This is a genomic window from Ignisphaera cupida (assembly GCF_030186535.1).
GTDB lineage: Archaea > Thermoproteota > Thermoprotei_A > Sulfolobales > Ignisphaeraceae > Ignisphaera > Ignisphaera cupida.
The window spans coordinates 165,729-189,159 of record NZ_JASNVW010000003.1; the positions used below are offsets into that span (position 1 = coordinate 165,729).

23 protein-coding genes are annotated in these 23,431 nt (G+C 37.1%); 16 read left to right on the forward strand and 7 right to left on the reverse strand.

Annotation, left to right across the window (positions count from 1 at the left end):
* Window positions 1–133: 133 nt before the first annotated feature.
* Complete coding sequence (locus tag QPL79_RS06120) at window positions 134–841, forward strand: Rv1265 family protein (protein ID WP_285273918.1); 708 nt, start codon at window positions 134–136, stop codon at window positions 839–841.
* Between the two features lie 3 nt (window positions 842–844).
* Here the strand turns inward: QPL79_RS06120 and QPL79_RS06125 are convergent, their stop codons facing one another.
* The gene (locus QPL79_RS06125) at window positions 845–1,366 is read right to left on the reverse strand and encodes a hypothetical protein (RefSeq protein WP_285273919.1); all 522 of its coding nucleotides are present in this window, start codon (window positions 1,364–1,366) and stop codon (window positions 845–847) included.
* Window positions 1,367–1,442: 76 nt separating this feature from the next.
* On the opposite strand from QPL79_RS06125, the gene QPL79_RS06130 reads away from it, so the two are divergent.
* Complete coding sequence (locus QPL79_RS06130; protein WP_285273920.1) at window positions 1,443–2,372, forward strand: cation diffusion facilitator family transporter; 930 nt, start codon at window positions 1,443–1,445, stop codon at window positions 2,370–2,372.
* On the opposite strand, the gene QPL79_RS06135 is transcribed toward QPL79_RS06130, so the two are convergent.
* Window positions 2,346–2,633 carry a MazG nucleotide pyrophosphohydrolase domain-containing protein gene (locus QPL79_RS06135; protein WP_285273921.1) on the reverse strand — a complete coding sequence of 96 codons (288 nt, stop codon included), beginning with the start codon at window positions 2,631–2,633 and terminating at the stop codon, window positions 2,346–2,348. The two genes, QPL79_RS06130 and QPL79_RS06135, sit on opposite strands and share 27 nt — an antisense overlap.
* Before the next feature lie 89 nt (window positions 2,634–2,722).
* Here QPL79_RS06135 and QPL79_RS06140 point away from each other — a divergent pair, with 89 nt between their 5' ends.
* The 5 genes from QPL79_RS06140 to purB all read left to right on the forward strand — a co-directional run bounded on the left by QPL79_RS06140 (window position 2,723) and on the right by purB (window position 8,828).
* Window positions 2,723–3,877 (forward strand): zinc metalloprotease HtpX, encoded by a 1,155-nt coding sequence (locus QPL79_RS06140; protein ID WP_285273922.1) that lies wholly within the window; start codon window positions 2,723–2,725, stop codon window positions 3,875–3,877.
* Between the two features lie 429 nt (window positions 3,878–4,306).
* Window positions 4,307–5,311 carry a zinc-dependent alcohol dehydrogenase family protein gene (locus QPL79_RS06145; RefSeq protein WP_285273923.1) on the forward strand — a complete coding sequence of 335 codons (1,005 nt, stop codon included), beginning with the start codon at window positions 4,307–4,309 and terminating at the stop codon, window positions 5,309–5,311.
* 37 nt (window positions 5,312–5,348) lie between these two features.
* The gene (locus tag QPL79_RS06150; RefSeq protein ID WP_438839353.1) at window positions 5,349–6,278 is read left to right on the forward strand and encodes a DHH family phosphoesterase; all 930 of its coding nucleotides are present in this window, start codon (window positions 5,349–5,351) and stop codon (window positions 6,276–6,278) included.
* Window positions 6,279–6,361: 83 nt separating this feature from the next.
* Window positions 6,362–7,471: a formate--phosphoribosylaminoimidazolecarboxamide ligase family protein gene (locus QPL79_RS06155; RefSeq protein WP_285273925.1), complete on the forward strand. Its 1,110-nt coding sequence runs from the start codon at window positions 6,362–6,364 to the stop codon at window positions 7,469–7,471.
* Window positions 7,472–7,481: 10 nt separating this feature from the next.
* On the forward strand, window positions 7,482–8,828 hold the full coding sequence (purB, locus tag QPL79_RS06160) for an adenylosuccinate lyase (protein WP_285273926.1): 1,347 nt from the start codon (window positions 7,482–7,484) through the stop codon (window positions 8,826–8,828).
* A 19-nt stretch (window positions 8,829–8,847) separates the two neighbouring features.
* Here purB and QPL79_RS06165 read toward each other — a convergent pair whose 3' ends face one another.
* Window positions 8,848–9,615 carry a metal ABC transporter ATP-binding protein gene (locus QPL79_RS06165; protein ID WP_285273927.1) on the reverse strand — a complete coding sequence of 256 codons (768 nt, stop codon included), beginning with the start codon at window positions 9,613–9,615 and terminating at the stop codon, window positions 8,848–8,850.
* Window positions 9,616–9,687: 72 nt separating this feature from the next.
* On the opposite strand from QPL79_RS06165, the gene QPL79_RS06170 reads away from it, so the two are divergent.
* The 5 genes from QPL79_RS06170 (at window position 9,688) to QPL79_RS06190 (ending at window position 15,891) form a co-directional block, all read left to right on the forward strand.
* On the forward strand, window positions 9,688–10,674 hold the full coding sequence (locus QPL79_RS06170) for a metal ABC transporter solute-binding protein, Zn/Mn family (RefSeq protein WP_285273928.1): 987 nt from the start codon (window positions 9,688–9,690) through the stop codon (window positions 10,672–10,674).
* 4 nt (window positions 10,675–10,678) lie between these two features.
* The gene (locus QPL79_RS06175) at window positions 10,679–11,548 is read left to right on the forward strand and encodes a metal ABC transporter permease (protein ID WP_285273929.1); all 870 of its coding nucleotides are present in this window, start codon (window positions 10,679–10,681) and stop codon (window positions 11,546–11,548) included.
* Window positions 11,541–11,921 carry a CopG family ribbon-helix-helix protein gene (locus QPL79_RS06180; RefSeq protein WP_285273930.1) on the forward strand — a complete coding sequence of 127 codons (381 nt, stop codon included), beginning with the start codon at window positions 11,541–11,543 and terminating at the stop codon, window positions 11,919–11,921. Before QPL79_RS06175 ends, QPL79_RS06180 begins: the two co-directional genes overlap by 8 nt.
* A 163-nt stretch (window positions 11,922–12,084) precedes the next feature.
* Window positions 12,085–14,781 carry an alpha-L-rhamnosidase gene (locus QPL79_RS06185; protein WP_285273931.1) on the forward strand — a complete coding sequence of 899 codons (2,697 nt, stop codon included), beginning with the start codon at window positions 12,085–12,087 and terminating at the stop codon, window positions 14,779–14,781.
* Window positions 14,782–14,859: 78 nt separating this feature from the next.
* Entirely contained in the window at window positions 14,860–15,891 is a 1,032-nt protein-coding gene (locus tag QPL79_RS06190; protein WP_285273932.1) for a hypothetical protein, read from the forward strand.
* 109 nt (window positions 15,892–16,000) lie between these two features.
* Here QPL79_RS06190 and QPL79_RS06195 read toward each other — a convergent pair whose 3' ends face one another.
* The 4 genes from QPL79_RS06195 to QPL79_RS06210 form a co-directional block, all read right to left on the reverse strand.
* Window positions 16,001–17,407 (reverse strand): sodium:solute symporter family protein, encoded by a 1,407-nt coding sequence (locus QPL79_RS06195; protein WP_285273933.1) that lies wholly within the window; start codon window positions 17,405–17,407, stop codon window positions 16,001–16,003.
* Entirely contained in the window at window positions 17,404–17,535 is a 132-nt protein-coding gene (locus tag QPL79_RS06200) for a hypothetical protein (protein WP_285273934.1), read from the reverse strand. Before QPL79_RS06200 ends, QPL79_RS06195 begins: the two co-directional genes overlap by 4 nt.
* 125 nt (window positions 17,536–17,660) lie before the next feature.
* On the reverse strand, window positions 17,661–19,748 hold the full coding sequence (locus tag QPL79_RS06205) for a Sip1-related alpha-galactosidase (RefSeq protein WP_285273935.1): 2,088 nt from the start codon (window positions 19,746–19,748) through the stop codon (window positions 17,661–17,663).
* A gap of 83 nt (window positions 19,749–19,831) precedes the next feature.
* Complete coding sequence (locus tag QPL79_RS06210) at window positions 19,832–20,611, reverse strand: hypothetical protein (protein ID WP_285273936.1); 780 nt, start codon at window positions 20,609–20,611, stop codon at window positions 19,832–19,834.
* A 345-nt stretch (window positions 20,612–20,956) separates the two neighbouring features.
* Here QPL79_RS06210 and QPL79_RS06215 point away from each other — a divergent pair, with 345 nt between their 5' ends.
* Genes QPL79_RS06215 through QPL79_RS06230 form a run of 4 tightly spaced genes read left to right on the forward strand, consistent with a single transcriptional unit; the run spans window position 20,957 to window position 23,431 of the window.
* On the forward strand, window positions 20,957–22,228 hold the full coding sequence (locus QPL79_RS06215) for an amidohydrolase family protein (RefSeq protein ID WP_285273937.1): 1,272 nt from the start codon (window positions 20,957–20,959) through the stop codon (window positions 22,226–22,228).
* Between the two features lie 21 nt (window positions 22,229–22,249).
* On the forward strand, window positions 22,250–22,645 hold the full coding sequence (locus QPL79_RS06220; protein ID WP_285273938.1) for a putative metallopeptidase: 396 nt from the start codon (window positions 22,250–22,252) through the stop codon (window positions 22,643–22,645).
* Window positions 22,646–22,849: a DUF5320 domain-containing protein gene (locus tag QPL79_RS06225; RefSeq protein ID WP_285273939.1), complete on the forward strand. Its 204-nt coding sequence runs from the start codon at window positions 22,646–22,648 to the stop codon at window positions 22,847–22,849.
* Between the two features lie 6 nt (window positions 22,850–22,855).
* Window positions 22,856–23,431 (forward strand): DUF429 domain-containing protein, encoded by a 576-nt coding sequence (locus tag QPL79_RS06230; RefSeq protein WP_285273940.1) that lies wholly within the window; start codon window positions 22,856–22,858, stop codon window positions 23,429–23,431.

Below are 23,431 nucleotides of genomic sequence, written 5' to 3' on the forward strand. Positions count from 1 at the left end.
AACTTTTGTTGCTTATTATATGCATAGACAAAACTCCTTAGAGTAGAACTACTTCCAAAGATATATAAAGCTTTATAAAGCCACATACACAAAATAACTCTGTAAAATTAGTTACATGTAACTGGTGTTACATATGAGTGAGGAATTTAGAAAAGAGTTTGAGAGAATACTGAAGGAATTTGAGGAGGAGTTGAGGAATCTTCTAAATAGTGTTGAGAATCTTCTGAATAAGGGGGATGTGAGAGAGGCATATAGGCTTTGGAGAGAAAGGTCAAGAGAGATTATGAAGAGACTTAGAAAATCTCTTGAAGATCTTGAGGAGCTTGGTAGAGGTATTGATGAGAAAAGTCTTGGCGATGTTTTAGAGGATTTTAGAGAATCTGTTAAAAGCATTTTTGATGAGTTTTCAACACGACTTAACGAAATGTTTAAGAGGTTTAGAGGCTTTGGAACAGGTATTTTCATTTCCATTCCAGGTTTTGGTGAAAAGCCAAGAATTTTCGTAAAGTCTTTTGAGGATTTTGTTAAGTCTCTTGATAATGTTTTTAGGGAAATTGATGAAGCTATTGAGGAGGGTTTGAAGAGTGTTTCTAAGAAGATTACAGAAGTTGTTTCTGCTAGAATTGGGAGAAGCGAGCTTGAGATTATAGATAAGCTTATTGATATTGGTGTTTTTAGAAGTAGAAGTGAGGCTGTTGCATATTTTGTTAAGCGAGGTATTGAAGCAAATAAGGAGCTTATTGAGAAGGCGTTGGAAAGTGCGAAGAAGATTAAGGAGCTTCAAGAGTCTATAAAGAAAGAGTTTCAGGGTCTTGGGAAAGAGGAGGATAAAAAGGATTAAACATCATTTCCTTAACTGATTATATAAACCAGTTGCAGCCACAATAATCACAACTATAAATGACATTATGTGTGGCAAGCCCAATGCAACAAGGCTTTTATATATTAATGCAGAACCTGCTGCAACAAATAACAGCGCCAAGACATAGTTGCTTAGAATATATATCAGTATTGAAAATATTATTGCAAGCAAAACTACAAGCACGAACTCTCTATTCCCAACAACACTTCTCACAACTATAGACGCCAGGGTGTATCCAAACACTATTGATAGTGCTGCTTTGAAAAATACAAAGCCTAGTGCAAATCCAATGGCTATGGCCAGCAACATGATTATTATTGATAAAGCTATGCTGCCAAAAGCTCTATAAACATAAACATATGTTAGATAGCCTAGGACAGCTGCAAATGCTATTGAGGCTATGAACCTCGATATTTGAAGACCCCAAAAACAAAGCACGATACCAATAACAGTAGCAATTATGTATGCAGGCACATCAACTACTAAAGACTGTGGATGAGGCATTTAAACCCCTTATATTGTTGCCCTAAGTAGTTGGTTTTAAGCTTATAAGCACGCAAAACACCAACAATATTTGGCGGTGTCTGTAATTGATTTGAAAAGCCCTAAAATATCTTTTCTATCCAATGTCGTAGTGCTTATTCTAAAAATATTGGCATCTATATTAACAGGCTCGGCAGCTGTTTTGGTAGAGTTTTTGAGAAGTGTTAGCGACCTTGTTAACAGTGGCTTGGCATATATGGGAAATAGGATTGCATTAGAGAGAGAAGAGTTTTTTGACCCATTCGGAAAAACAATGTATTTATATGTTTTCGGATTTGCTGTGGCTCTTCTCGCACTTGCTTCAATAGCTGTTATAGGATTTTTGGAGAGTTTCCGTGCTTTGATGAATCAACCAAGAATTGAAAACACATCAACTGGAGTTTTCATAATGCTTACATCACTATGTATAGACACCATAGTTGCTTTTCTAGCTGCAAAAGATAGCTTTGCATTTGCTTCTGAAAAGGGCTATAAAAATCCTCTCATAAGTTACATAATAGCTGAGAACATTTATGACATTGCTGGTGAGGGCATAGCAATAGCATCTTTAGTTCTTACAAACACGTTTCCACTTGCCGATGGCATAGCATCTCTTATTCTCAACATTGTTCTCGTTTCCTATCTAATCAAAATGATTATTGAGAATCTAAATGTTTTGGTTTATAGATCAGCCCCTTCTGAGATAATTGCAAGAGCAGTTAAAATAGCATTGTCAAATCCTGCTGTTAGAGATGTTAACTCTGTTAAGACATTTGCTCTAGAACCTAACAAATACGCTATATTCATGGATGTTGAGCTTGACCCTGGTTTGAGTATGGAGGATGTTGACCAAGTTATAGATGATATAAAGAATAGTATAGCAAGGCATGTAACCAGCTTTACATATGTTCATGTTGAGCCCAGAAAACCAGATAGTGATGTTGGTACACATAAGAGGATTTTAAGGCTTTTGGCCAAGAGAAGATAGCTCTTCACATTTTTTCACTCCACCATATTTTTTGGCAAAAGCTTTTTCAACATCAATACCAAGAAGATTAGCTACGCTAATAGTCCATGCAATAACATCTGCAATCTCCTCCTCAACACTGCTCTTATCACCATTCAAAAGAGCTTCAGCTAATTCACCAACTTCTTCAACAAGCCATGCAAAGGTTGCATAAAGACCTCTTCTACTATCCTTCTCAAAATACTCCTCTCTAATATATTCCTGAATACACTTAAGCTGCACTATAAACACCTTTTTAAAGTGTTAATATCGAAACTTAATAAGCTAGCTATCCAAATACTGATAACAGAAAATGCGAAGGTGAGTAAGTCATGGCTCTTAGAGGCAAGGTACTGTATGTAATTAGTGTTGTAGCTGTTATGCTACTTGTTATGTCAATTATTGGCATTATAATATCGTTTCTATATCCTAGAGCAGCACTACTTTACGGGCTTCCACCATTCTATTGGGGGTGGCTTTTAGTTGATTTGCTAGCATACATTGTTGCAATATCAACACTGATATTGGCTGGAGTATCATTTGAGAGACTTATAAGAAGTAGGGTTCCTGCTGGCATGGACCATTTGAAAAGCTCTATGATTGCTACAGGTACTGGCGTTATAGCTGCAACAGTTCTTGTTGTAACTGCTATAGCTTATCTAATTGGTTATGAAGCCACAGTTTCCATAGCATCATTTGCACTAGCTTTTGCTATCTTCCCATCGCTTATATCATGGCTCATCTCACCACTTCTAATAAACTTATCCTATGGCTGTAAACACGATCCAGAGCTGCAAAGAATTGTTGATAGAGTTGCTAGCAGAGCTGGTATAGAGCCTCCAAAAGCCATGATTGCTGATATTGCTGTTCCAAACGCATTTGCATATTCATCACCATTGATGGGCAGGTATGTAGCTGTTACAAGAGGTCTTCTAAACACTGTTAAAAGTGAGCAGGAGTTGGAGGCTGTTATAGGTCATGAGCTTGGGCATCACAAACACAGAGACAATGCTGTTATGCTTGTATTTGGAATGTTCCCATCATTCATATACTACCTTGGCAGATTCCTCATGTTTGCTGGCATGGTCTCTGGAGCATACAGAGATGGTGGTAGTAATGAAAGAAGAAATGCTGGTGGTGCAGCATTGCTGATAATCATTGGCATAGTTCTTGTTGTTGTAAGCATAATTATACAGCTTATTGTTCTTGCCCTGTCTAGACTAAGAGAATACTATGCCGATGCCCATGGAGCCAAGGTAACATCTCCACAAGCAATGATATCAGCTCTACAATCCCTAGATAGATTCTACAACACACATAGAGGAGCTTTAACAAGACTTGAAGGAAACAAAATAAAAGCTTTGTTCATATACGCATTTGCCGAACCGTTTATGGGACTTGAAGAAGTGCTTGCAACACATCCACCAATACACAAAAGAATAGCATTTCTAAAAACACTTACCTTCACAGATCTTGCAGAAGCCTAAACCATGTAGCATCACCAATTTTTATGATCTTTTTTGTGATGATGAAAAGGGTGAGCTGGTGGGATAAGTGACCTTAGGATGGCTTACTGATAATAATTTAACAAAGTTATTCCACAGATATGCAAAACAAAGGCAATTTAATGAATTGAGGCAAATGAATATATATATTAATCCTTTTAAAATATGTAAAGATTTCATGTTTTTAATATTTTTGATGTGATGAGTTCAAGACGGGATGAGCGGTGATTTAAACTCTCCGAGCTGATCTATTTTCATTTTAGTTTATTTAGAATGAATATCAACTTTTGGTTAAGCATACAAAAGCAATGTGAGTTATTTAAAATAGTCAAGAATTAAAGGGTTTTAAGCATTAAGAACTTGTTGAGAGCAGATGTGGAATAATAGGGGCTTGGTTTTGGTGTTGAAAATATGAAGGCAATGGTGCTTTACAAGCCAATGTCCGTGGATGAAAATCCTCTTGTTTATACTGATGTTGATGTTCCTAAACCAGAGGGTAAAGAGGTTTTGATAAAAATTTCGAAGTGTGGTGTTTGCAGAACTGATTTGCATATTGTTGAGGGGGAGTTACCTCCTAGAAAACTACCTGTGATTCCTGGACATCAAATTATTGGGTATGTTGTTGATGTTGGTGAAAATGTTGAAGGTGTTTCGAAGGGTGATAGAGTTGGTTTGCCATGGCTTTACAAATCATGTGGTGTTTGCAAGTATTGTAGAAGAGGCTTAGAGAATCTTTGTGAAAATGCTTTGTTTACTGGGTATAGTGTTGATGGTGGTTATGCAGAATATGTTGTTGCATCTGCTGATTTTGTTCACAAAATACCTAGTGGCATAGCTGATGAGTTTGCAGCACCGCTTATGTGTGCTGGTGCAATAGGCTATAGATCGCTTAAGCTAACAGGTCTTGTTGAGCGTGGCGAAGGTGTTTTGGGGCTTTTTGGCTATGGAGCAGCAGCTCATCTTGTTTTGCAAATAGCTAAAAAACTGGGTTTAACTGTTTATGTTTTTACGAGCTCTGCATGGAAAATAGGAAAAGCTTTGGAGAATGGTGCTGACTGGGCTGGGAAAACAGATGATTCACCTCCTAAACCACTTGATGCTGCAATTGTCTATGCCCCTGTTTCATCAGTATTTATAGAGGCTTTGAAGAAGGTTGATAGGGGTGGTAGGGTTGTTCTCGCAGAAATATATATGAGTGATGTCGAGAAGCTTCCATATAGTTTGCTTTGGCATGAGAGAGAGGTGAAGAGTGTTGCAAATGTTACTAGAAGAGATGTTGCTGAAGTGCTTCAAATAGCCTCAAAACATAGGATAAGACCAGAGGTTAGGCTTTACCCACTTAAAAATGCTAATGAGGCTTTGAAAGAGCTTAAGCATAGAAATCCTCTTGGGCAAATAGTATTGGATGTGCCATAGACTTGGCAAAAACTGTTAAATGTTTTTGGTGAAAATGTTGAGCTATTTAATAACGCATACCGATATTGATGGCGTTGCAGCAGCTGCACTATACACCTACCTAACTAGAAGCAGCTATAATATTATATTTGCTGAACCACATGATTTACACAAGGTTTTGTATAAAGTCTATAGGAAGAGACCAAAGCTTGTTGCTATTTTTGATCTTGGTCTAAACGCTAATCACGTTGACTTTGTGGCTGGTGTTGTAGAGCTTTTGAGTAGCAAAAATAGCAATGTTATTTGGTTTGATCATCATGTGTGGAATGATGAGTGGATCAATAGAATTGTTGAAAGTGGTGCAAAGCTGTTTGTTGATAGATCAACATGTGCTACAGGTGTTGTTGCGAAGTATGTTAGTGGTGAGGAAAGTGTAGATAAAGAGTTTATTGATGAGCTTGTTGCTGGTGTTTGTGGTGCTGATTTATGGAGATTTGACCACAGTCTTTCACCATTTTTTATGAGGCTTGTGAGAAGAGGTGATTCTAATGATTGGAGACTCTATGTTTATAATGTTATTTCCAAAGGTGTTTTGTGGTGTGATGATTTTGAGAAGAAAGTTGTTGAGCGTATTGAGGAGGAAATTAAAGAGTTAAGCAAGGATATGAGGATAAGAGTTTTTGAAACTAATGGCGTTAGAGTAGGTATTGCTTTGAAGAATCAAAGAGTTGAGAACAGCATCTTAGCTTCAAGAGTAATGAGCATTTCAAATGCTGATATTGTTGCAATAGTTGATAGAAGTGGCAAAATAAGTTTGAGAAGTAGAGGTTTTGATGTTAGAAGTATTGCTGTTGCACTTGGTGGTGGTGGTCATAGAGCTGCTGCAGGTGCTAAAATAGATATTCCTTTGCATGTAAAGCTGTTGAGTATTTTTAATGAGAATGCTATTTTAGAGTATGTAGAGAACATTATTAAAAGCCACATTTAAAGCATATTTTTGTACATAAGTATTCTAAGCATAAAACATATAATTTGATCAAAAACCACACACTTTTTACTTGGGTACTGAAAATGGGTATAAAATTCAATTCATCTGAGCTTCTAAAAGGATATGACATAAACAAGTTGAGCATAGCAACAATAGCTAGCCACTCTGCTCTCGATGTTTTTGATGGTGCTAAGGATGAGGGTTTTGAAACAATAGCTATTTGCCAAAGGGGTAGGGAGAAACCCTATCTAAGATTTCGAAGAGTTGTTGACACACCAGTTATTTTGGAGAGGTTTGCAGATGTTGTTAAGCCTGAGAACATAGATTTTCTTAGAAAACACAACGCAGTGTTTATTCCCAATAGAAGCTTTTCTGTTTATGTTGGTTACGATAATATTGAGAAGTTTTTCAATGTTCCAATATTTGGAAACAGATATCTTCTTAGATATGAGGAGAGGGTGGGAGAGAAAACATATTATAGAATACTTGATGAAGCTGGTATTAGAAGACCAAAAACATTTTCAAGTCCTGATGAAATTGATAGACCAGTTATGGTTAAAATGCCTCATGCTAGAAAAAGAGTTGAGAGAGGGTTTTTCGTAGCTGTTGATAGAGATGATTTTTGGAGAAAATTTAGAAAACTTGTTGGAGATGGTGTTGTAAGAGAAGATGATTTGCCAAAGGCGTCAATAGAAGAGCTTGTTATTGGTGCGCACTTCAATGTTAACTACTTTGCAAGTGTTTTTAGAAGAGATGTTGAGATAATATCTATTGATAGAAGGATTCAGACAAATCTCGATGGCTTTTTGAGAATACCTGCAAATATTCAACTGGATCTTGCTGAATATGTAGATGTTGAGATGATTGAAATTGGTCATGAAATGGCAACGATAAGAGAAAGTATGCTTGAAAAGCTGTTTGATGTTGGGGATAGGTTTGTTGAAGCTACTAGGAAGATAGAGCCTCCCGGTGTTATAGGCCCATTTACTCTTCAACTCTTTGTCACATCTGATATGGATGTTGTTGTATTTGATGTTGCTTTTAGGATTGGTGGTGGAACAAATGTTCACATGGGTATTGGGGGGCAGTATAGCAAGCTCTATTTCGGAAAGCCGATCAGCATGGGGAGGAGAATAGCTATGGAGATTAGAAATTGTGTAGAGAACAAGTGTTTAGAGGATATTGTTACGTAGGAGATTAGACATGGTCATTACATGTGTTTTTGACTGGAGATATGGATCCAACGAAATGAGAAATCTTTTTGGGTTAGAATCTATTGTGAAAAGATACATAGATGTTGAAGTTGCTATTATGAAGGGTTTGGAGGAAGCTGGTCTAGCACCAAAAGGCTGTGCAGAAAAGATTAGGGTTTGTGCCGAGACTATAAAACCTGAGGAGATATATGAGAGGGAAACTGTTCTTGGTCACGACATAGCATCTCTGGCTTACATTCTTGGTGAGAAATGTGGTGAGTGTGGAAGGTTTGTGCACCTTGGTGCAACAAGTTATGATATTGTTGATACTGCATGGGCTTTGATAATAAGAGATGCACTGGCAATTATAAAAACAAGGCTTTGGAGAGTTGTTGAAAAGCTCGTAGAGTTTAGCAAAAAATATGAGGATGCTGTAATGGCTGGGAGAACACATGGGCAGCACGCAGTTCCTATAACACTTGGATTTAAATTTGCTAACTATGTCTATGAATTTTCAAGAAGCCTTGAGAGGATTTGTGAATGTGAGAAGAGGGTTGTTAGAAGCAAGATTTCTGGTGCTGTTGGCACCATGGCTGCGTGGATGGGGAAAGGGCTTATTGTTGAATCCACAGCTTCTAAAGAGCTTGGCCTAGAACCACACACAATATCAACACAAGTTGCTCCAAGAGATGGTTTTGCAGAACTTGTTTCAAATCTTGCTATTCTTGCAAGCCAGCTTGATAGATTTGCTCTTGAAGTTAGAGAGCTTTCCAGAACAGAAATTGGAGAAGTTTATGAGGCTGTTAAAAGAGTTGGTAGTAGCACAATGCCTCAGAAGAGAAATCCTGTAACAGCTGAGAGGATATCTGGATTAGCAAAAATTGCTAGGTCATTAACAATAGCAGCGCTAGAGAATATTCCTCTTATGCATGAAAGAGACTTAACTAATAGTAGTAGTGAAAGAGTTTTGATACCACACATATTCATGGTTTTAGACCAGATGCTAGTTGATATGGAGAAGCTTCTAAACACTATACACATAGATGAAGAAGCTATGAGGAAAAATCTTTTGTTAACAAAAGGCGCTATAATGGCAGAAGCCTTAATGGTTAAACTTGTTGAAAAGGGTATGGCTAGGCATGAGGCACACAAACTCTTATCTGAGTTAGCATCTAGAGTTGGTGAGGAGGATTTCTACACCATTTTGGTGAAGGATGGTAGAGTACTAAGTTATTTAACAACTGAGGAGATTAGAGAGTTAATGAAGTATGAAAATTACTTGGGAAACTACAGGGAGTTGATCTATCGATCAATTAGTTATGCACAAAAAGCCAAATTGCTTTGCAAAAACATTTGAATGATCCAGATTTGAAGCACTAAATGTGGTAGTCACACACATGTATGTGATCTACAAACTCTATTACTGCATCCCCGTAGAATTTCCTGAGAACATCACCTCTTAAAACATTTTCTGGTTTTTCCATAACGTATTTGCCTTTTCCAAGAAGCATAACAAAACTTGTGTACTTCAGCAACATTTCTGGATCATGACATGTTGCAAAAACTATTTTTGTTTTACTTAGAGAGCCAATAACATTTGCTATTTCCACCCTTCCCTCTGGGTCTATAGATGATAGTGGCTCATCCAATAAAACAATTGGCATATCACATGCTATTGCTCTCGCTATGAATACTCTCTGTCTCTGCCCTCCGGACAATTTCCACAGGCTCTTCCCCCACAGCTCACCACCTATGCCAACAGAACTCAAAGCACTTTTAACAATGTTTCTCAGCTCATCTTTGCTTACAACAACACCTTTTTTCTTATGGCAAAGCTCAGTACCAAATTCAACAAATTCCCATACACTTATTGGAAACACCTCACTTTGTTTAAACAAGACCATTTGAGGTGATAAAGTCACAAACCTACCAGCTTTTTCAGCATCTCCAGTAACATCAACACCATTGATGTAAACACTGCCTTTAATAGGCTTTAAAAGACCTGCCAAGGTTTTCAAAAAAGTTGTTTTTCCAGCTCCATTGGGCCCCATAACCTGTATCAGCATAGGCTTGTTAACAACAATGTTAATATCTTCAATTAAGGGCTTGTCAAAACCTATTGACAGATTCACTACCTGTAGCATTTCTATCCCTATGTGCACAGAATTAAAAAAGCTTATATATGTTTGTGCACAATAGAAATTGTGTGAAAGACTATGAAAAATCAAAGTCTGGTTTCAGTAACTTTGCTAATTATTGTTACAGCAATAGCTATTGCTCCTCATACCGTAGCTGAGAATAGCAATGGACTTACTATAGTGGTTACATTTCCATTTCTCTACAACGATATTAAAATGCTTGTTTGCCAAGGAGATACTGTGATATCTCTTGTAAAACCCGGTATAGATCCTCACGAATATCAGCTTACACCATCAGATGTTGATGTGCTTAGAAAAGCTGATTTGATTGTATCAACAGCTCATACAGCATTTGAAATGCAGATTGAGAATCTTGTTAAAAGTGGTGAGGTGAAGGCAAAACTTGTTGAAATACCTAGGATACCAAACATAACATTTTTGATTCATCCACAAACAGGTAAGGTAAATTACCATGGTTTGTTGCTCTATCCTAAAAACTATGTATCGTTTATCATCTATTTAGAGAGTGTTTTAAAGAATATGAGAAGGAGTTGTGCTGATGTTTATAGAAGGAACATGGACTCTGTATTAACGGAGCTTAGAAAATTAGATAACTCAACAAGGAAATTAACTGGGTTTTTAGCTATAATAGATGTTCCAAAGATTCAATATGTTGTTAAGTGGCTAGAGCTAAACATTTCATACATTTTGCTAAAAGATGAGGAAACGCCCATAACACCTCAGGACTACCAAAATATTGAAATTATTTTGAAAACAAATAGAGATGTTGTGGTGATTGGTACTCAAGGTTCTTCAGCATGTGATAAGCTACGTGAATTGGCTAATGCCTATGGAAAACCATTTTTAGCTTTTCCCAATCCGCTGATATATAATGGCTCTTTAGACTATTTGAAGAGTGTTTCGCAAATTGTGAACAGCTATAACATAACTTTTTCACATACCAAAAGTGAAGGTGACAAAAACTTTGTTGTGATAACCACAACTGCTTTAGCAGTGGCTATTCTAGTGATAATTCTTGTGTTTATTGCTAGAAGAAGTAGGTGAGTATATGAAAACAATGGGGGTTATTTTAACGGTTTTAGCAATTGCTTTAGCAATTTACACAGCTATTTACATGCCCTTGACATGGTTTCTCGTATTCACATTCTCATCTCTTCTCTACGGCTTTGTAAGTCCTGTTATAGCATCTAGAAAACTGTTTTTCCTTGCTACAGAAGCTCCACATGCATCGCTATTCTCTGTTGTTATGGGGATATTGATCTATAAGTTGACTAATGTTTTGAATGAGTTTCTATGGGCTTTGATAATATCCATTATCCTAATAAACTTTGTTGGTTATTTTATTAGAGCTGGTACTGATCCCGATGTTGCAACATCAATTGTGATTTCTTTAACAGCTTCTGGAAGTGTTGTTGCAACATACTATGTTCTCACAATGTATAGTGTTCAATATAATCTATGGTCTTACATTCTTGGCGATCCACTGCTCGTAACATCTAGAGAGGCTTATCAACTAGTGGTTATAACCATAGTTGTTGTCATTGCAACAATTTATCTCTACATGATTAGCATATATATGGGTATAGACATTGATTATGCAAAGCTCTCAACAAAGAATATCTGGCTGTATGACACAGCATTTTACATTATACTTGGGGTGTCGTCAGTTGCACTTCTAAAAATTGTTGGATTTGTGCTTGAGCACATATTGCTAACGCTTCCAGCAATAATTGCTGCAAACATTGCTTCGAGTGCTAGGGAAGCAATGCATATTAGTGTTTTATCATCTGTTACATCATCACTTCTTGGTTTGCTTCTATCAATAAGAGTTAACATTGCTCCAGCTGGTGCCATAGGATTTATAATCCTACTCATCTATATAATAGCAAAGATTGTTTCGGTGCGGAGAAGTGCCTAAAAAGAGGTTTGGTGTATCTGTAGAAGCGTCGCTTTATTTGAAACTAGATGAAATAGCGAAAAAACTTAATGTTAACAGATCAGATGTTGTTGAAGAAGCTGTTAAAAACTATGTGAGAGACTTGGGGCATTTTGTAGAGAAACACTATTGCTGTGGCATGATAATAGTTGAGGATCCTGACAACACTGAGATAGAGAAGATACTAACAGCAAATAAGAGGATTGTACTAAACTATAGCCATTATCACATAAACAATAAATGTGTTTACACAATAATTGTGCAGGGAGATTCAATGGATTTAGCAATGCTTTATAGCAGCATCTCTAGAGTGAAAAGTGCTAACAGAAGATACATCCCACTACACACCAAGTAGTAGATTCCTATTGCAAAATGCTTTTGAATTGAGGTATGCAAATCTCTATTTCAATGCCATAAACACTTCATTTAACATGAATCAATTCAGTTAGTAATTCAGCAAAACTTATTTACTTCTCATTAACTTACTAAGATTTGGATTGGATAAAATGGGGTCGGAGTTGAAGGCAGTAAATCTTAGAACAGAGTTTGTTGTTAATCCTATTGGTGTTGATGATCCAAGACCCAGGCTCTCATGGGTTTGCATTCATGGTGAGAGAAACCAGATCCAAAAGGCTTATAGAATTATTGTTGCTAGTTCTATGGAAAAGGCTTTGAATTGTGTTGGAGATGTTTGGGATAGTGGTGTTGTTGAGTCTGATTCTAACATAGTTGAATATGGTGGACCACCTCTAAAGAGTTTCACAAGATATTATTGGAGGGTTAAGTGGTGGGATGGAAATGGTAGAGAAAGTGCTTGGAGTGATGTGGCATTGTTTGAAACAGGTGTTATGGACTCTAAGGAGTGGAGGGGCTTTTGGATTGGTGGTGGCCAGCTTCTGAGAAAGGAGTTTGTTGTTGATGGTGATGTTGAAGAGGCTAGAGCATATGTATCTGGTCTTGGATACTATGAGCTTAGGGTAAATGGTGAGAAGGTAGGTGATAGGGTTTTAGACCCTCCGTGGAGTGACTATGACAAAACTGTTTACTATACCGTCTACGATGTTACCAAGCTTGTGAAGAAAGGATTGAATACTGTTGCTGTAATGCTTGGAAGGGGTAGATATAGCCAGAAGTTTGCAGGGGTTAAGTACTATGATGAGCCAAAGCTTCTTCTAATGCTTAGAATAAAGCTTGTTGATGGAAGAATTATAGAGGTTGTTTCTGATGAAACATGGAAATGCATTGACAAAAGCCCAATAATAGATGATGACATTTATAGAGGATTTAAATACGATAGAAGGTTGGAGCCTGTTGGATGGGATAAGTCAGGTTTTGACGATTCAAATTGGAAGAATTGTATAAAGGTTTCACCACCTAATGGTGTTTTAAAATCTTCATCCACAATCCCAGGAACAAAAGCAGTTGCTGTTTTAAAGCCTAGGGAAATGTATAATCCAAAGCCAAATGTCTATGTTTATGACTTTGGTCAAAACATAACTGGCTGGGTTAGAGTTCGTGTAAGAGGTTGTAGTGGTGTTGAGGTTAGGATAAGGTATGCAGAGAATTTGAATTCTGATGGAACATTGAATACTAAGAATCTTGGAGGTGCTGAGGCAACAGATGTTTTCATTCTTCGTGGAGATCCTATAGAGGTTTTGGAGCCCAAATTCACATATCATGGATTTAGATATGCTGAAATCTCAGGGTCTATACCACCGCCATCACTAGATGATGTAGAAGCTATTGTTGTTCACGCAGATTTAGAGCCCATAGGCTCTTTCTCATGCTCCAACAAGCTCATTAATGATATTCACAGAATTGTTATTTGGAGTTTGAAAGGGAATTTAACAAATGGTGTTCAAACTGATTGTCCTCAAAGAGCTGAGAGAATGGGTTGGCTTGGGGATGCGTGGCTTTCCTCAGATTCGGCAATTCTAAACTTTAACATGATTAAATACTATGAGAAGATAGTTAATGATATTATAGATGCTCAGAAAGATGATGGTTCCATACCGGATGTTGTACCACCATACTGGGTTCTTTACCCTGCTGATCCAGCGTGGGGTACAGCATTCATATACATACCATGGGCGCTTTACCTATACTATGGGGATAGAAGAATTATTGAAAGAGTTTATGAGCATGCAAAAAAGTGGTGGAATTATCTGTACTCCAATACTAAAGACTCTATTCTATACTTTGGAAAATATGGTGATTGGGTTCCTCCTGGAAGAGTATTCAACATTCAGGACTGTCCGATGGAGATCATAGCCACATGGATACTCTATAGAGATGCTAAAATATTGAGCAACATGGCCAAGGTTCTTGGGAAATATGATGAGGCAAAGTATTTTGAGAACAAAGCTCTTGAAATAAGCAATGCATTTAACAAGACGTTTTTACATGAAACAGATATGTTTGGTCGCAAAATAGTGGGCTACTACTCAGTATACACTTCACCAGCAGGAACAAAGCTTTACCTTGGTTCGCCAAGATTTGGAGGTTCTCAGACATGTCTGGCTTTGCCTTTGGCAGAGGATTTGGTGCCAAGAGAGAGGGTAGATGACATTTTGAAGGCTCTTGTTCATAGTATAGAAGTTGATTGGGATAAGCATCTAAATGTTGGGATACTGGGAGCAAAATATGTTCTAGAGGTTTTGGCTAGATACAACAATTTGCAGTTAGCATATGATGTGGTAACGCAAGAAACTTACCCAAGCTATGGATACATGATCAAGGAGGGGGCAACAACGCTTTGGGAAAGATGGGAAAAGCTAACAGGATCTGGTATGAACTCTCATAATCATCACATGTTTGGAAGCATAGATGCTTGGTTCTACAAATGGTTAGCAGGAATACAGATTAGTGAACCAGGGTTTAGAAGCTTCACAATAAAACCACCAATAATCAAAGGCTTGGACCATGCCTCAGCATACATCTACACAGTAAAGGGGTTAGTGCATGTATCATGGAGTAGAAGTGGCAATGAACTTGAGGTAAACTTCTCTGTACCTGTGGGATCTACAGCTAAACTGTTTATACCAAAGCATGTTAATGGTGGCAAAATAAGCGATGTATTTGAAGGAGAAAGGCCTTTGTGGAGACAAGGCGAGGTATATAAGGTGGATGGTGTTCGAAACATAGTGAATGAAAAGGAGTATCTAGTAGTGGAAGTTGGTTCTGGAAGCTATAAATTCAAAGCATACTATAGATAAACATAGAATTCGCTACAATATTAACTAAAAACTAAAACATTTTTAAATTATTTCTAGATAAAACAATGTGTGAGTTGCATGAAAGGTATTAGATACTCACCTATTGCTAGTGAAGGTTTGGAAAACATTTTCTATTGCTGGACCAGGGTTGTTAGTAGTGTTAAGGGCTTTGAAGAGGAGTTTAGAGTTTGTAGACCAAGTGATTTTTGGCTTTATAGCGATAGGGAGAAAAGATACACAGAATTTGTTTCGAAATATGTTAAGCCTTCTGGTCACATAACTGTTTCTCTTAGATCTAAGGAGTTGTTTAGCTGGGGTGTTTTCGAGGTTTTTGCCAAGCTTCCAAGATTTGAAAAAGGACCTATGTTTTGGTTTGGTTTTGAACTTGATGATCTTTTTGGTGGTGGTGTAGTTCATTTTATGTGGCATAGTGGAGAAGGTGTTTTAAAGGCTTTTGCTGGTGGTTTTAGCTCTAGAGTTGAAATGGATTTAACAAAGTATCTTCCTGTAGATGCAAGTGATAGGAAGCATCTCTATAGAATTGTTTATAGAAGAGGTCTTGCAATGTGGTTTATAGACAATAGGCTAAGGGCTATGGCAATTATTGGTGTTGGTGATGTTAGAGACTCTGGTATACTATACAATGGGGATCCATATGTAATAGGATTTACAAGAGATGCTCCATCATCTGCACTACCAGTTCTACTCGATATTGATGGTGGAGATGTTGAAAAGTCTTTTGAGTGGCAAGATCTTCATCCATGGGATCTCAGAATATCTAATGGTGATTCAGAAACACCAATTGTGATAGATCTTTACAAACATGGTGAAGATAAAAAGCTGGTTGATGCTTTAATTGACAAGGAGGTTGTTTCTGCACCAATACCAGGAACACTAAGACACAAGGAAATAACATTTGTTGCTGATAACGAGTGTAGATTGGCAATAGAAGCTTTTGTCAATGGCAATTGGTTTGGCGTTGTGGAGGCAGATATAGATCCAAAAAAGATTCACAACATAGTTATAGAGAATATGGGCATTCTTTACAGGTTAGTGATAAAACCAAGAAAAGTGCTGAGAGTTATAGAGGCAAAGGCGTTTCTACAATAGAGAAGAGTTATGCATATAAAAATTCCTAGTTTTTGTACAATGTTTAAAAGCATGGCATTTTGAGTTTGTTTTAATTTCATGCAATGTTCTAGGGTAGTTGAGATGCTGTTTATTTAGGATGCTTCGCTTCTGTGAAGATGGTTATGATTGGTGGTAATGTGATTGAGGTTAGTATTGTTGGTATGAAGGAGTAGTACGTCCAAGGAAACTTGAATTGGCCATAGGCACTAACACCTATAGCCAATGCAAAGCTCACTATCATTGTAACTATTATTGCTATTGGCGATACTCTTTTTGAGTATAACCCATATATAATGGGCCCTATTAGAACCCCTGCTAATATGGATGTTGTAACACCGAATAGCACAATTATCATCTCTGGTGGTTTAGTGGCTAATGCTATGGACGAGACAGCTACAGCTATTGTTGCTATTCTATAAAGAGCAATTTCCTTTCCATGATCCAATGACACAAAGTTTTTAATGAAATCTCTTATGTTTTGAGTCATCACACCTAGTATAGCACTTATCGTGGACATGGATGCTGATAGAACTGCTACAACAAATAGTGCATCAAATCCTTTTGGCATAATGTTTTGAACAAGATAAACAAATGAATAGTCAGGTGCAACATTATTACCAACAATAATTCTTGATGTTGCAGATGCAAGATCTAGAGATAGTGTGAAAACAGCTGAAATAGCTGTTGCAATAACTGTAGCTGTTCCTAGCGAAATTCTATTTCTTACACTTACAAACCTAAGTAGCAATGCTGGATTGCCCCATCCTAAAAATCCTAGACTTAGATAAAGTGTAAACAGTGGTAGAGCGTCTTTGTAAGGCCAGCCAGCAAGAGAAGGATCAATTGCTCTTAGCTGTGTTGATAATGTGTCTAAGCCTCCAACCCTTAATAGAGAAACAACACATATAGCTATAGCCATGAAAATCATGAAAATTGCTTGCACAACTTGAGTCCACATCTGAGCTATGTAACCACCAACAGCCGTGTATATTGCTGTAACAATACCTGTTAAAAGCAATGCATAAAGATAATCTATAGATGCCACAACCTCTACCGCTCTAGCTGTGCCAATAAGAGCAGAGACATTGTATATAAGCAAACCAACAAACATCACAACTGAGGTTACTAAACCTGCTAACCTAGATCCATACCTCTTCTCTACAAATTCTGAAATAGTTATGAAGCCAAGTCTTCTTGACAGACACGCAATTCTTGGGCCAAGCAATATAAAGGCTAGTGCTGTACCAATAAGAACAACAAAAACATCTTTCCACACAACTGGCAACCCATACTTCCACCCAAGAGCTGTGGCACCAATGAATACAACAGAGCTGAAATACGTTGTAAAAAAGGATAGCGCAACGAAAACGCCACCAACATTCATACCACCAACATGAAGATCAGCAACACTTTTCACTCTATTCATAGCAAAAAATCCTATTAAAATCATTGCCAACATGTAGAGAACTAAAACAACAACAAAGTAAATAATCATCGACTCTCACCACACACATTATCTTCGCTATATCCATTTTTAGACTTAATGGCATAAACTATTGCCAAAACTACGGCAATTAAATACATTGATATGCCTAAAACTATATCCCACGATACAATAGACAACACCAGAACATAGTTATGCGAAGAGGTTTAGTTAAAAAGCTTTGTTGTACATAAGCCAAAAATTCTTGATTTAATATTAGCAGTATTAAAAACTCTTAAAATGAAATTATTGTGTTAAGCTAAGGTCATATTTCTACTACATGCTTTTCACTAACATACATTTCTTTGAACTGTCCATTTACATAGTACAGAAGCGTGCCAGAAGCTTTTGATTTGATAATTAGCTTGTTGTTCAGCTTATGAATTTCAATTGGATATGGAGGCAGTAAATATTCCTTCAATCCTATAACCGATTTCTCATTCTCTATAGGAGCAAAGACTATGATCTCTGCCTCAAGCTCTTTCAGCTTAACACTAATTTTTTCATTGCTTTCCACAACACCCATTTTGTTACTAAGCACCATGTAATATGCGTATTTCTTGCCTTGTATACTGTATGGCATAATGTCGAGTCCAATACTCTCCTCTATTTCAACACCTTCTCTATTAACATTAACTAAGGCAATAACATATGAGTTTCCAACTTTAGATGCTATCTTTAACAATGTTTTCTCGTTGTATGGATCTTTAAATAGAATGTCTTTCGTTGGTAAACCAGGTTCATCAACTTTTACAGTTTCTCCATTTGGTAACACAATTCTCTTTAACAATTCAACATTTGTTTTCTCTGGATGCCTATCTGTTATATATATTGGTCCTCCACTAAACACTCTCGCAATTGCATGTACCAATGCATATGGGTCGTAGCTCATCCACATGTCATAATCCGGATAGGCTATGTGGCTAAACAAAAGCGAGTTATAGACACTAAACATTGTATGAAGTTTTGCATCTGCTTTCCAAAATGGTATGTAATCCATTGAAACCCTCATAGCGTTGCTCAAAAAGTAATTGCTATAGTCTTCTGGTGCCATGGACATGCAATTAAGTATTTCTAAACCATTTACCTTAGCAGCAACTTGCAAAGCTATTTGAATATTTTTAGCCACTTCACCAACTGTTTCCTCACCCCAGTACAGAGCATGGATAACCCACTGGTTATCTACTTTAACCATGTCAAAGCCGTTGCCTTTAACCCAGTTCAGAAACTTTGTATAGAAGTTCACAGCTTTTTCTAGTTGTGGTGGAGGAACATAGGCATTGGTAATGGTGAATCTGTGTCCCTCAACACCAATCTCATCAACAACACTTTTTTCAAACCCACCCCAGTGAACATTTATTGTGTGCCAAAGACCAACAAACTCTATGCCAAGTTTCTTAAGCTCTTCAACTGTTTGTGATAAACCCCTTGGAAACTTATTTGCATCAGCACCCAATGTCTTTAATATTCTAGCAAACCACAAATCACCTCTTCTAACCTCATTCTGCCAACCATCATCAATAATAACCCATTTAATTGGCACACCTCTCTCAAGAAGCCCCTTAACAATTTTAACAACATTATCATGAGATAGATCATCAGTTAAAAGAGCATTCCACGAGCACCAACCAAGCTTATCAACAAAGAATGGCTTTTTCTTCTCAACTCTAAGCTTTAAAACAGCTTTTTTCGATGCATTTAAAATACATTGCTTAACAGCATCATAGGGATTGTTAGAAACAGCTATGGAGACAGCCCATGATTTTCTAACACTATATCTCTCTTTACCAAGAAATAGAGAGACTCTTAGCCCAGGCCCTAAATAAGCTGTTACATCGCCATTGCTAAGAGTCAAAAGCGCTGCAAAAGCATTGCCTGTTCTTCCCAAGGCAAAAACACTGTAGCTAGGTACATTATCCACATCTGTAACTACTGGATATGTCCAACATGGAAATCTTCTAGCATAATCAATATGGCTCATGATAGAGAATTGTGGAGGGTACTGAGGAGAGTCACTAGGCTTAGGAACCCTAGGCTCTCTATCCACAGCCAATGGATTGTAATACCCAAATGCTTGAGAGTAGATAGAGCCAGCATCTGGATGAAGTGTAAGCACAAAAACCTTGCCCTCAACACCAATCTCAAGACTAATCTCACCAAATATGAAGCTATTCAACGGCTTTAACGAAGTAACCTCAACACCAATTAAACCATTCTCAAAAGATACTTCAACAACAGCATTATCACACTTAAAAACAGTTTTCTGAGCCTGGGACTCAGCAGTTTTGCAAACTTCTTTTGATCCATCGGCATAGAATAGATTTAAACCAGCAATTTTCAGGGTAAAACCCATTCACATCGCCAAGAAGCTAGAAGCTCATGAGGCAAAAATAAAAACTTATATGAAAGTATGCATTGCGTTAAAGTTGAGGATTTCTAATTTGTCAACAAAGCAATCAATTTATTTACAACAGCCTCTTTCTCCTTAACATCGAAAGCTTTCTTGTATTGCCTAGCCAGGTGAGTGATGGTGCTTTCGTCAACATCTATGTTTAGAATTTGCCTATTTCTAATAATAAATGATGCAATTCTTGGAATATTTGATGGATTTGGATGCTGTCTTGCAGATTCAAAATCTATGAAAAATGGTTTATTCACATTGTTGCACATGTAAACTACTTGCCTAGTTGGATTGGATATTTCTAAAATGTCTACACCAGTTCTATCCATTTCAAAAGATGCTTTCACCAAACTTGCAATAGCTTTTCTAATGTTGTTTACATCAAAATTCTTGATAATGCCTTCTAGTGTTGATCCATCAATATATTCTCTCACAATAAAGTTTCTGCTATATGCTACTAGCTTAGGTGAGTAGCCAATTCCATATACTTTTTCAAGTATTTTTGCTTCGCCTTCCAAAGAATCTCTTTTAGAATCTACTCTTCTAATCTTCAAGGCAACAAAATCGCTATTCACATGCTTAGCAAGAACAACAACAGCTGCATGACCCTTGCCAACAACTCTAAGATTTTTTCCAAAAACCACATTACCAAAGCTATAAACATTTCTTACTCCAAGTACAGCAAGCTCTTGCAATCTATTACTACAGCACATGCTATCATCAATGGGATAACATAAAATCATGCACAAATCCTTCTCACTATTTATCGCCCTAACACTATACTCTCTGCAGAGCATCTCATCAACCCTCAGCAATATTCAAGCCAATTAACACTTTGTTTAACTGACTGACCTCCTCCCCGCTATTAGCTCATCGGTTCCCAGCATCTATTCGTTTTCACATCTGTCATCTGCTGAGCAGTTGGGAGGGCCAGAGCTTCCCCCATCTGAATACTCTGTATTGCTAATCCCGCATCGAATCCTTGGGGGCAACCCATCACCAAAACACTGAATACAACTAGTATTCATCATCACAAGAAAATATGGAACATAAAGCTTATAAATTTTTCATTCCCGCCTTGAAATAGTGAGGCTTTCAGTTGGAAACAACTGAGATAAGTTTTTATAGAGTAGCCTCCAATCATTATTTCGTGAATTAAGATGAAATTTGATGATGTATTCAATGAGATATACAACGAGGTAAAAAACATACTTGTAGTGGATATTCATGAGCATTTAAATCCTGAGAAGCTTTCTCATGCTAGTTTCGAGGACATACTATTCTATCATTACATCGTTACAGAGCTTTCCTCTTCTGGCATGGACAGAAGCGAATTTGAGAAGAGAAGAGGTGTTGATAAGTTACTATATGCCCTTCCATACTTCAAATATGTGAGGAACACAGCAACTTTTTGGTCTCTTAGACAAATGCTAAAGGATTTGTATGGCCTTGATATAAAAACTATTGATGAGAATAATTGGAGAGATGTGGTAAGTGCTATTGAGAGCAGAGCTAATGATGAGAAAAGAGCTTTTGAAATATTAACAAAAACATGTGGAGTTAAAAAGTCGTTTCTTACTCTAAACCCATTTGCAAATGTTAAAGAGTTTAGAAAAGATGTTTTTACAGGTGTTCTGAGAATAGATAATCTGGTCACATATTTAAGTAAAGACTCTTTGACCAGTTTAGAGAATGTAACAGGAGTTGAAATTAGATCAGCTGAGGATTTGGATAAAGCTGTTGAGACTTTGTTTAAAAAGTTTGAAAATGACATTGTTGCAGTTGCTCTAAGTCCTCTTCCAAGCGAGTTATATAGTTTTGTTGAGCCATCTGAAATACAGCTATATCTCAGGGAGCTTAAATCAAGAGGTTATTTAGAGCCTTACGCAAAAAGCTTGTTATCATCATATGTACTACAAAAATTCCTAGATCTGTGCAATGAACACAAAAAGGTTTTCCAGCTTATGATAGGTGTTGAAAGACCTGTTCCAGGTGCTGCACCACCAGATTATGCAATAACCCATGTTAACTACGATCAGTTAATCAACTTGACAAAACTTTTTGCTGTTTATCCAAATGTTAAATTTGATGTTATTTCAGCTGATATGAGATTGGTACATCCATTAACAGTTATTGCGAAAAACTATAGAAATGTTTATGTAAGTGGATATTGGTGGTACTCAATGTATCAAGCAATTATAAGAGAGTATCTAAGGCTAAGAATACAAATGCTTCCCTACAACAAAACATGTGGTTTCTTTAGCGATGCATATGTTGCTGACTGGGTATATGGAAAAGTTGTTTTAGCTAAAAAGCAAATAGCTTATGTACTTTCCGAAATGATTTACGAAGGCTACATTGATAGGGATTTAGCTATTGAAATAGCAAATGCTTTACTGCATGAAAATGCTGAAAAGCTTTACAATCTATAGCGTTTTTCAATGGTTTTTCCATTGAATAGAAAAAGATACTTCTATGACAACAACCTTGAAATGCTTCTAAAAGATGTTGTGAATACTCTAAAAGACTATTTTCCAAACATCAAAATTGATAATGTCAAGGTTGTTGTTTGTAGAAATTGCAAATCCAAGGCTCTTGCAAGAATATACATGCTTCCACCTGTTTGGAGATTTGTTTTGGGTCTTGAGCCAATGTATGTTATTGAGGTTATAGAAAAGAACTTTTCTCTTTTAACACAAAGCGAAAAGATCAAGGTTTTTATACACGAGCTTTTACACATACCAAAGAATTTTTCAGGTGGTTTAAGGCCTCATGGCAAGTATGTTAACAGCTATTTAGTTGATAAACTATATAAGGAATATGTGAAAAGAAAGGCTTGTGTGACTTAGTTGGGGAGAAAACCGATTAGTTTTATTGAAGAGATTTGTCTAGATAAAGATGTGCTTCAGAGGAAGGCTGAGCTTCTTCAAAAAGAGTTGGAGGAGGTTGAGAAGCAGATAAGCGAATTGAAGATGAGAAGAAATTATTTGAAGAGCGAGCTTAGAAAAGCTTTGATGAGGTTAGAAGAGTTAAGGAATGTATGCAAGGAGTAGAGAGCTGTGAGGAGAATCTACATAGGTTTGGACCTGGCTGCGAAACCAAGTAGATGCACAGGTTTTGTAGCTATAGAACACAAACAAAAACTTGATGTTGTTGAGGCAATGTGTCTTAGTCTAGACGATGAAATAGTCTATGCTGTAACTAGATTCGAAAACCCAGTAGTTGCTATAGATGCTCCATTAACAACTAGCGACAAGCCCTTGAGAAGTGTTGATAGAAAAATGATTTTGCTTGGTTATAGAGTTTTGCCACCGTCATTACCTCATATGAGGATGTTGACCAGTAGAGCAATTTCCATAGCCACTAAGCTAAGGGAATATGGTGCAACAGTTATAGAGACTCATCCAAGAAGTGTTTTAAAAAGCAGCAAGTGCTCTTCTGTTGAGGATTTGGCCAAGAAGCTTGGCATAGAACTTAAACCAAACATTGCTAAAAACAAGGACATTAGAGATGCGTTTCTAGCTGCTGTAGCTGCGCTGTGTTTTGATTTTAACTGTTCTAACCCCATTCAAGAATCTGATGGTGTTATATGGCTTATCAAAGAACTGTGTCTATATAGCAACTTAAATAGTTAA

What these genes read in the sequence shown, in the direction of transcription:
- QPL79_RS06215 (WP_285273937.1), top strand. Translation starts at nt 20,957, where the DNA reads ATGAAATTTGATGATGTATTCAATGAGATATACAACGAGGTAAAAAAC.
- QPL79_RS06125 (WP_285273919.1), bottom strand. Translation starts at nt 1,366, where the DNA reads ATGCCTCATCCACAGTCTTTAGTAGTTGATGTGCCTGCATACATAATT.
- QPL79_RS06190 (WP_285273932.1), top strand. Translation starts at nt 14,860, where the DNA reads ATGAAAGGTATTAGATACTCACCTATTGCTAGTGAAGGTTTGGAAAAC.
- QPL79_RS06120 (WP_285273918.1), top strand. Translation starts at nt 134, where the DNA reads ATGAGTGAGGAATTTAGAAAAGAGTTTGAGAGAATACTGAAGGAATTT.
- QPL79_RS06145 (WP_285273923.1), top strand. Translation starts at nt 4,307, where the DNA reads ATGAAGGCAATGGTGCTTTACAAGCCAATGTCCGTGGATGAAAATCCT.
- QPL79_RS06165 (WP_285273927.1), bottom strand. Translation starts at nt 9,615, where the DNA reads ATGCTACAGGTAGTGAATCTGTCAATAGGTTTTGACAAGCCCTTAATT.
- QPL79_RS06205 (WP_285273935.1), bottom strand. Translation starts at nt 19,748, where the DNA reads ATGGGTTTTACCCTGAAAATTGCTGGTTTAAATCTATTCTATGCCGAT.
- QPL79_RS06170 (WP_285273928.1), top strand. Translation starts at nt 9,688, where the DNA reads ATGAAAAATCAAAGTCTGGTTTCAGTAACTTTGCTAATTATTGTTACA.
- QPL79_RS06195 (WP_285273933.1), bottom strand. Translation starts at nt 17,407, where the DNA reads ATGATTATTTACTTTGTTGTTGTTTTAGTTCTCTACATGTTGGCAATG.
- QPL79_RS06175 (WP_285273929.1), top strand. Translation starts at nt 10,679, where the DNA reads ATGAAAACAATGGGGGTTATTTTAACGGTTTTAGCAATTGCTTTAGCA.
- purB (WP_285273926.1), top strand. Translation starts at nt 7,482, where the DNA reads ATGGTCATTACATGTGTTTTTGACTGGAGATATGGATCCAACGAAATG.
- QPL79_RS06140 (WP_285273922.1), top strand. Translation starts at nt 2,723, where the DNA reads ATGGCTCTTAGAGGCAAGGTACTGTATGTAATTAGTGTTGTAGCTGTT.
- QPL79_RS06155 (WP_285273925.1), top strand. Translation starts at nt 6,362, where the DNA reads ATGGGTATAAAATTCAATTCATCTGAGCTTCTAAAAGGATATGACATA.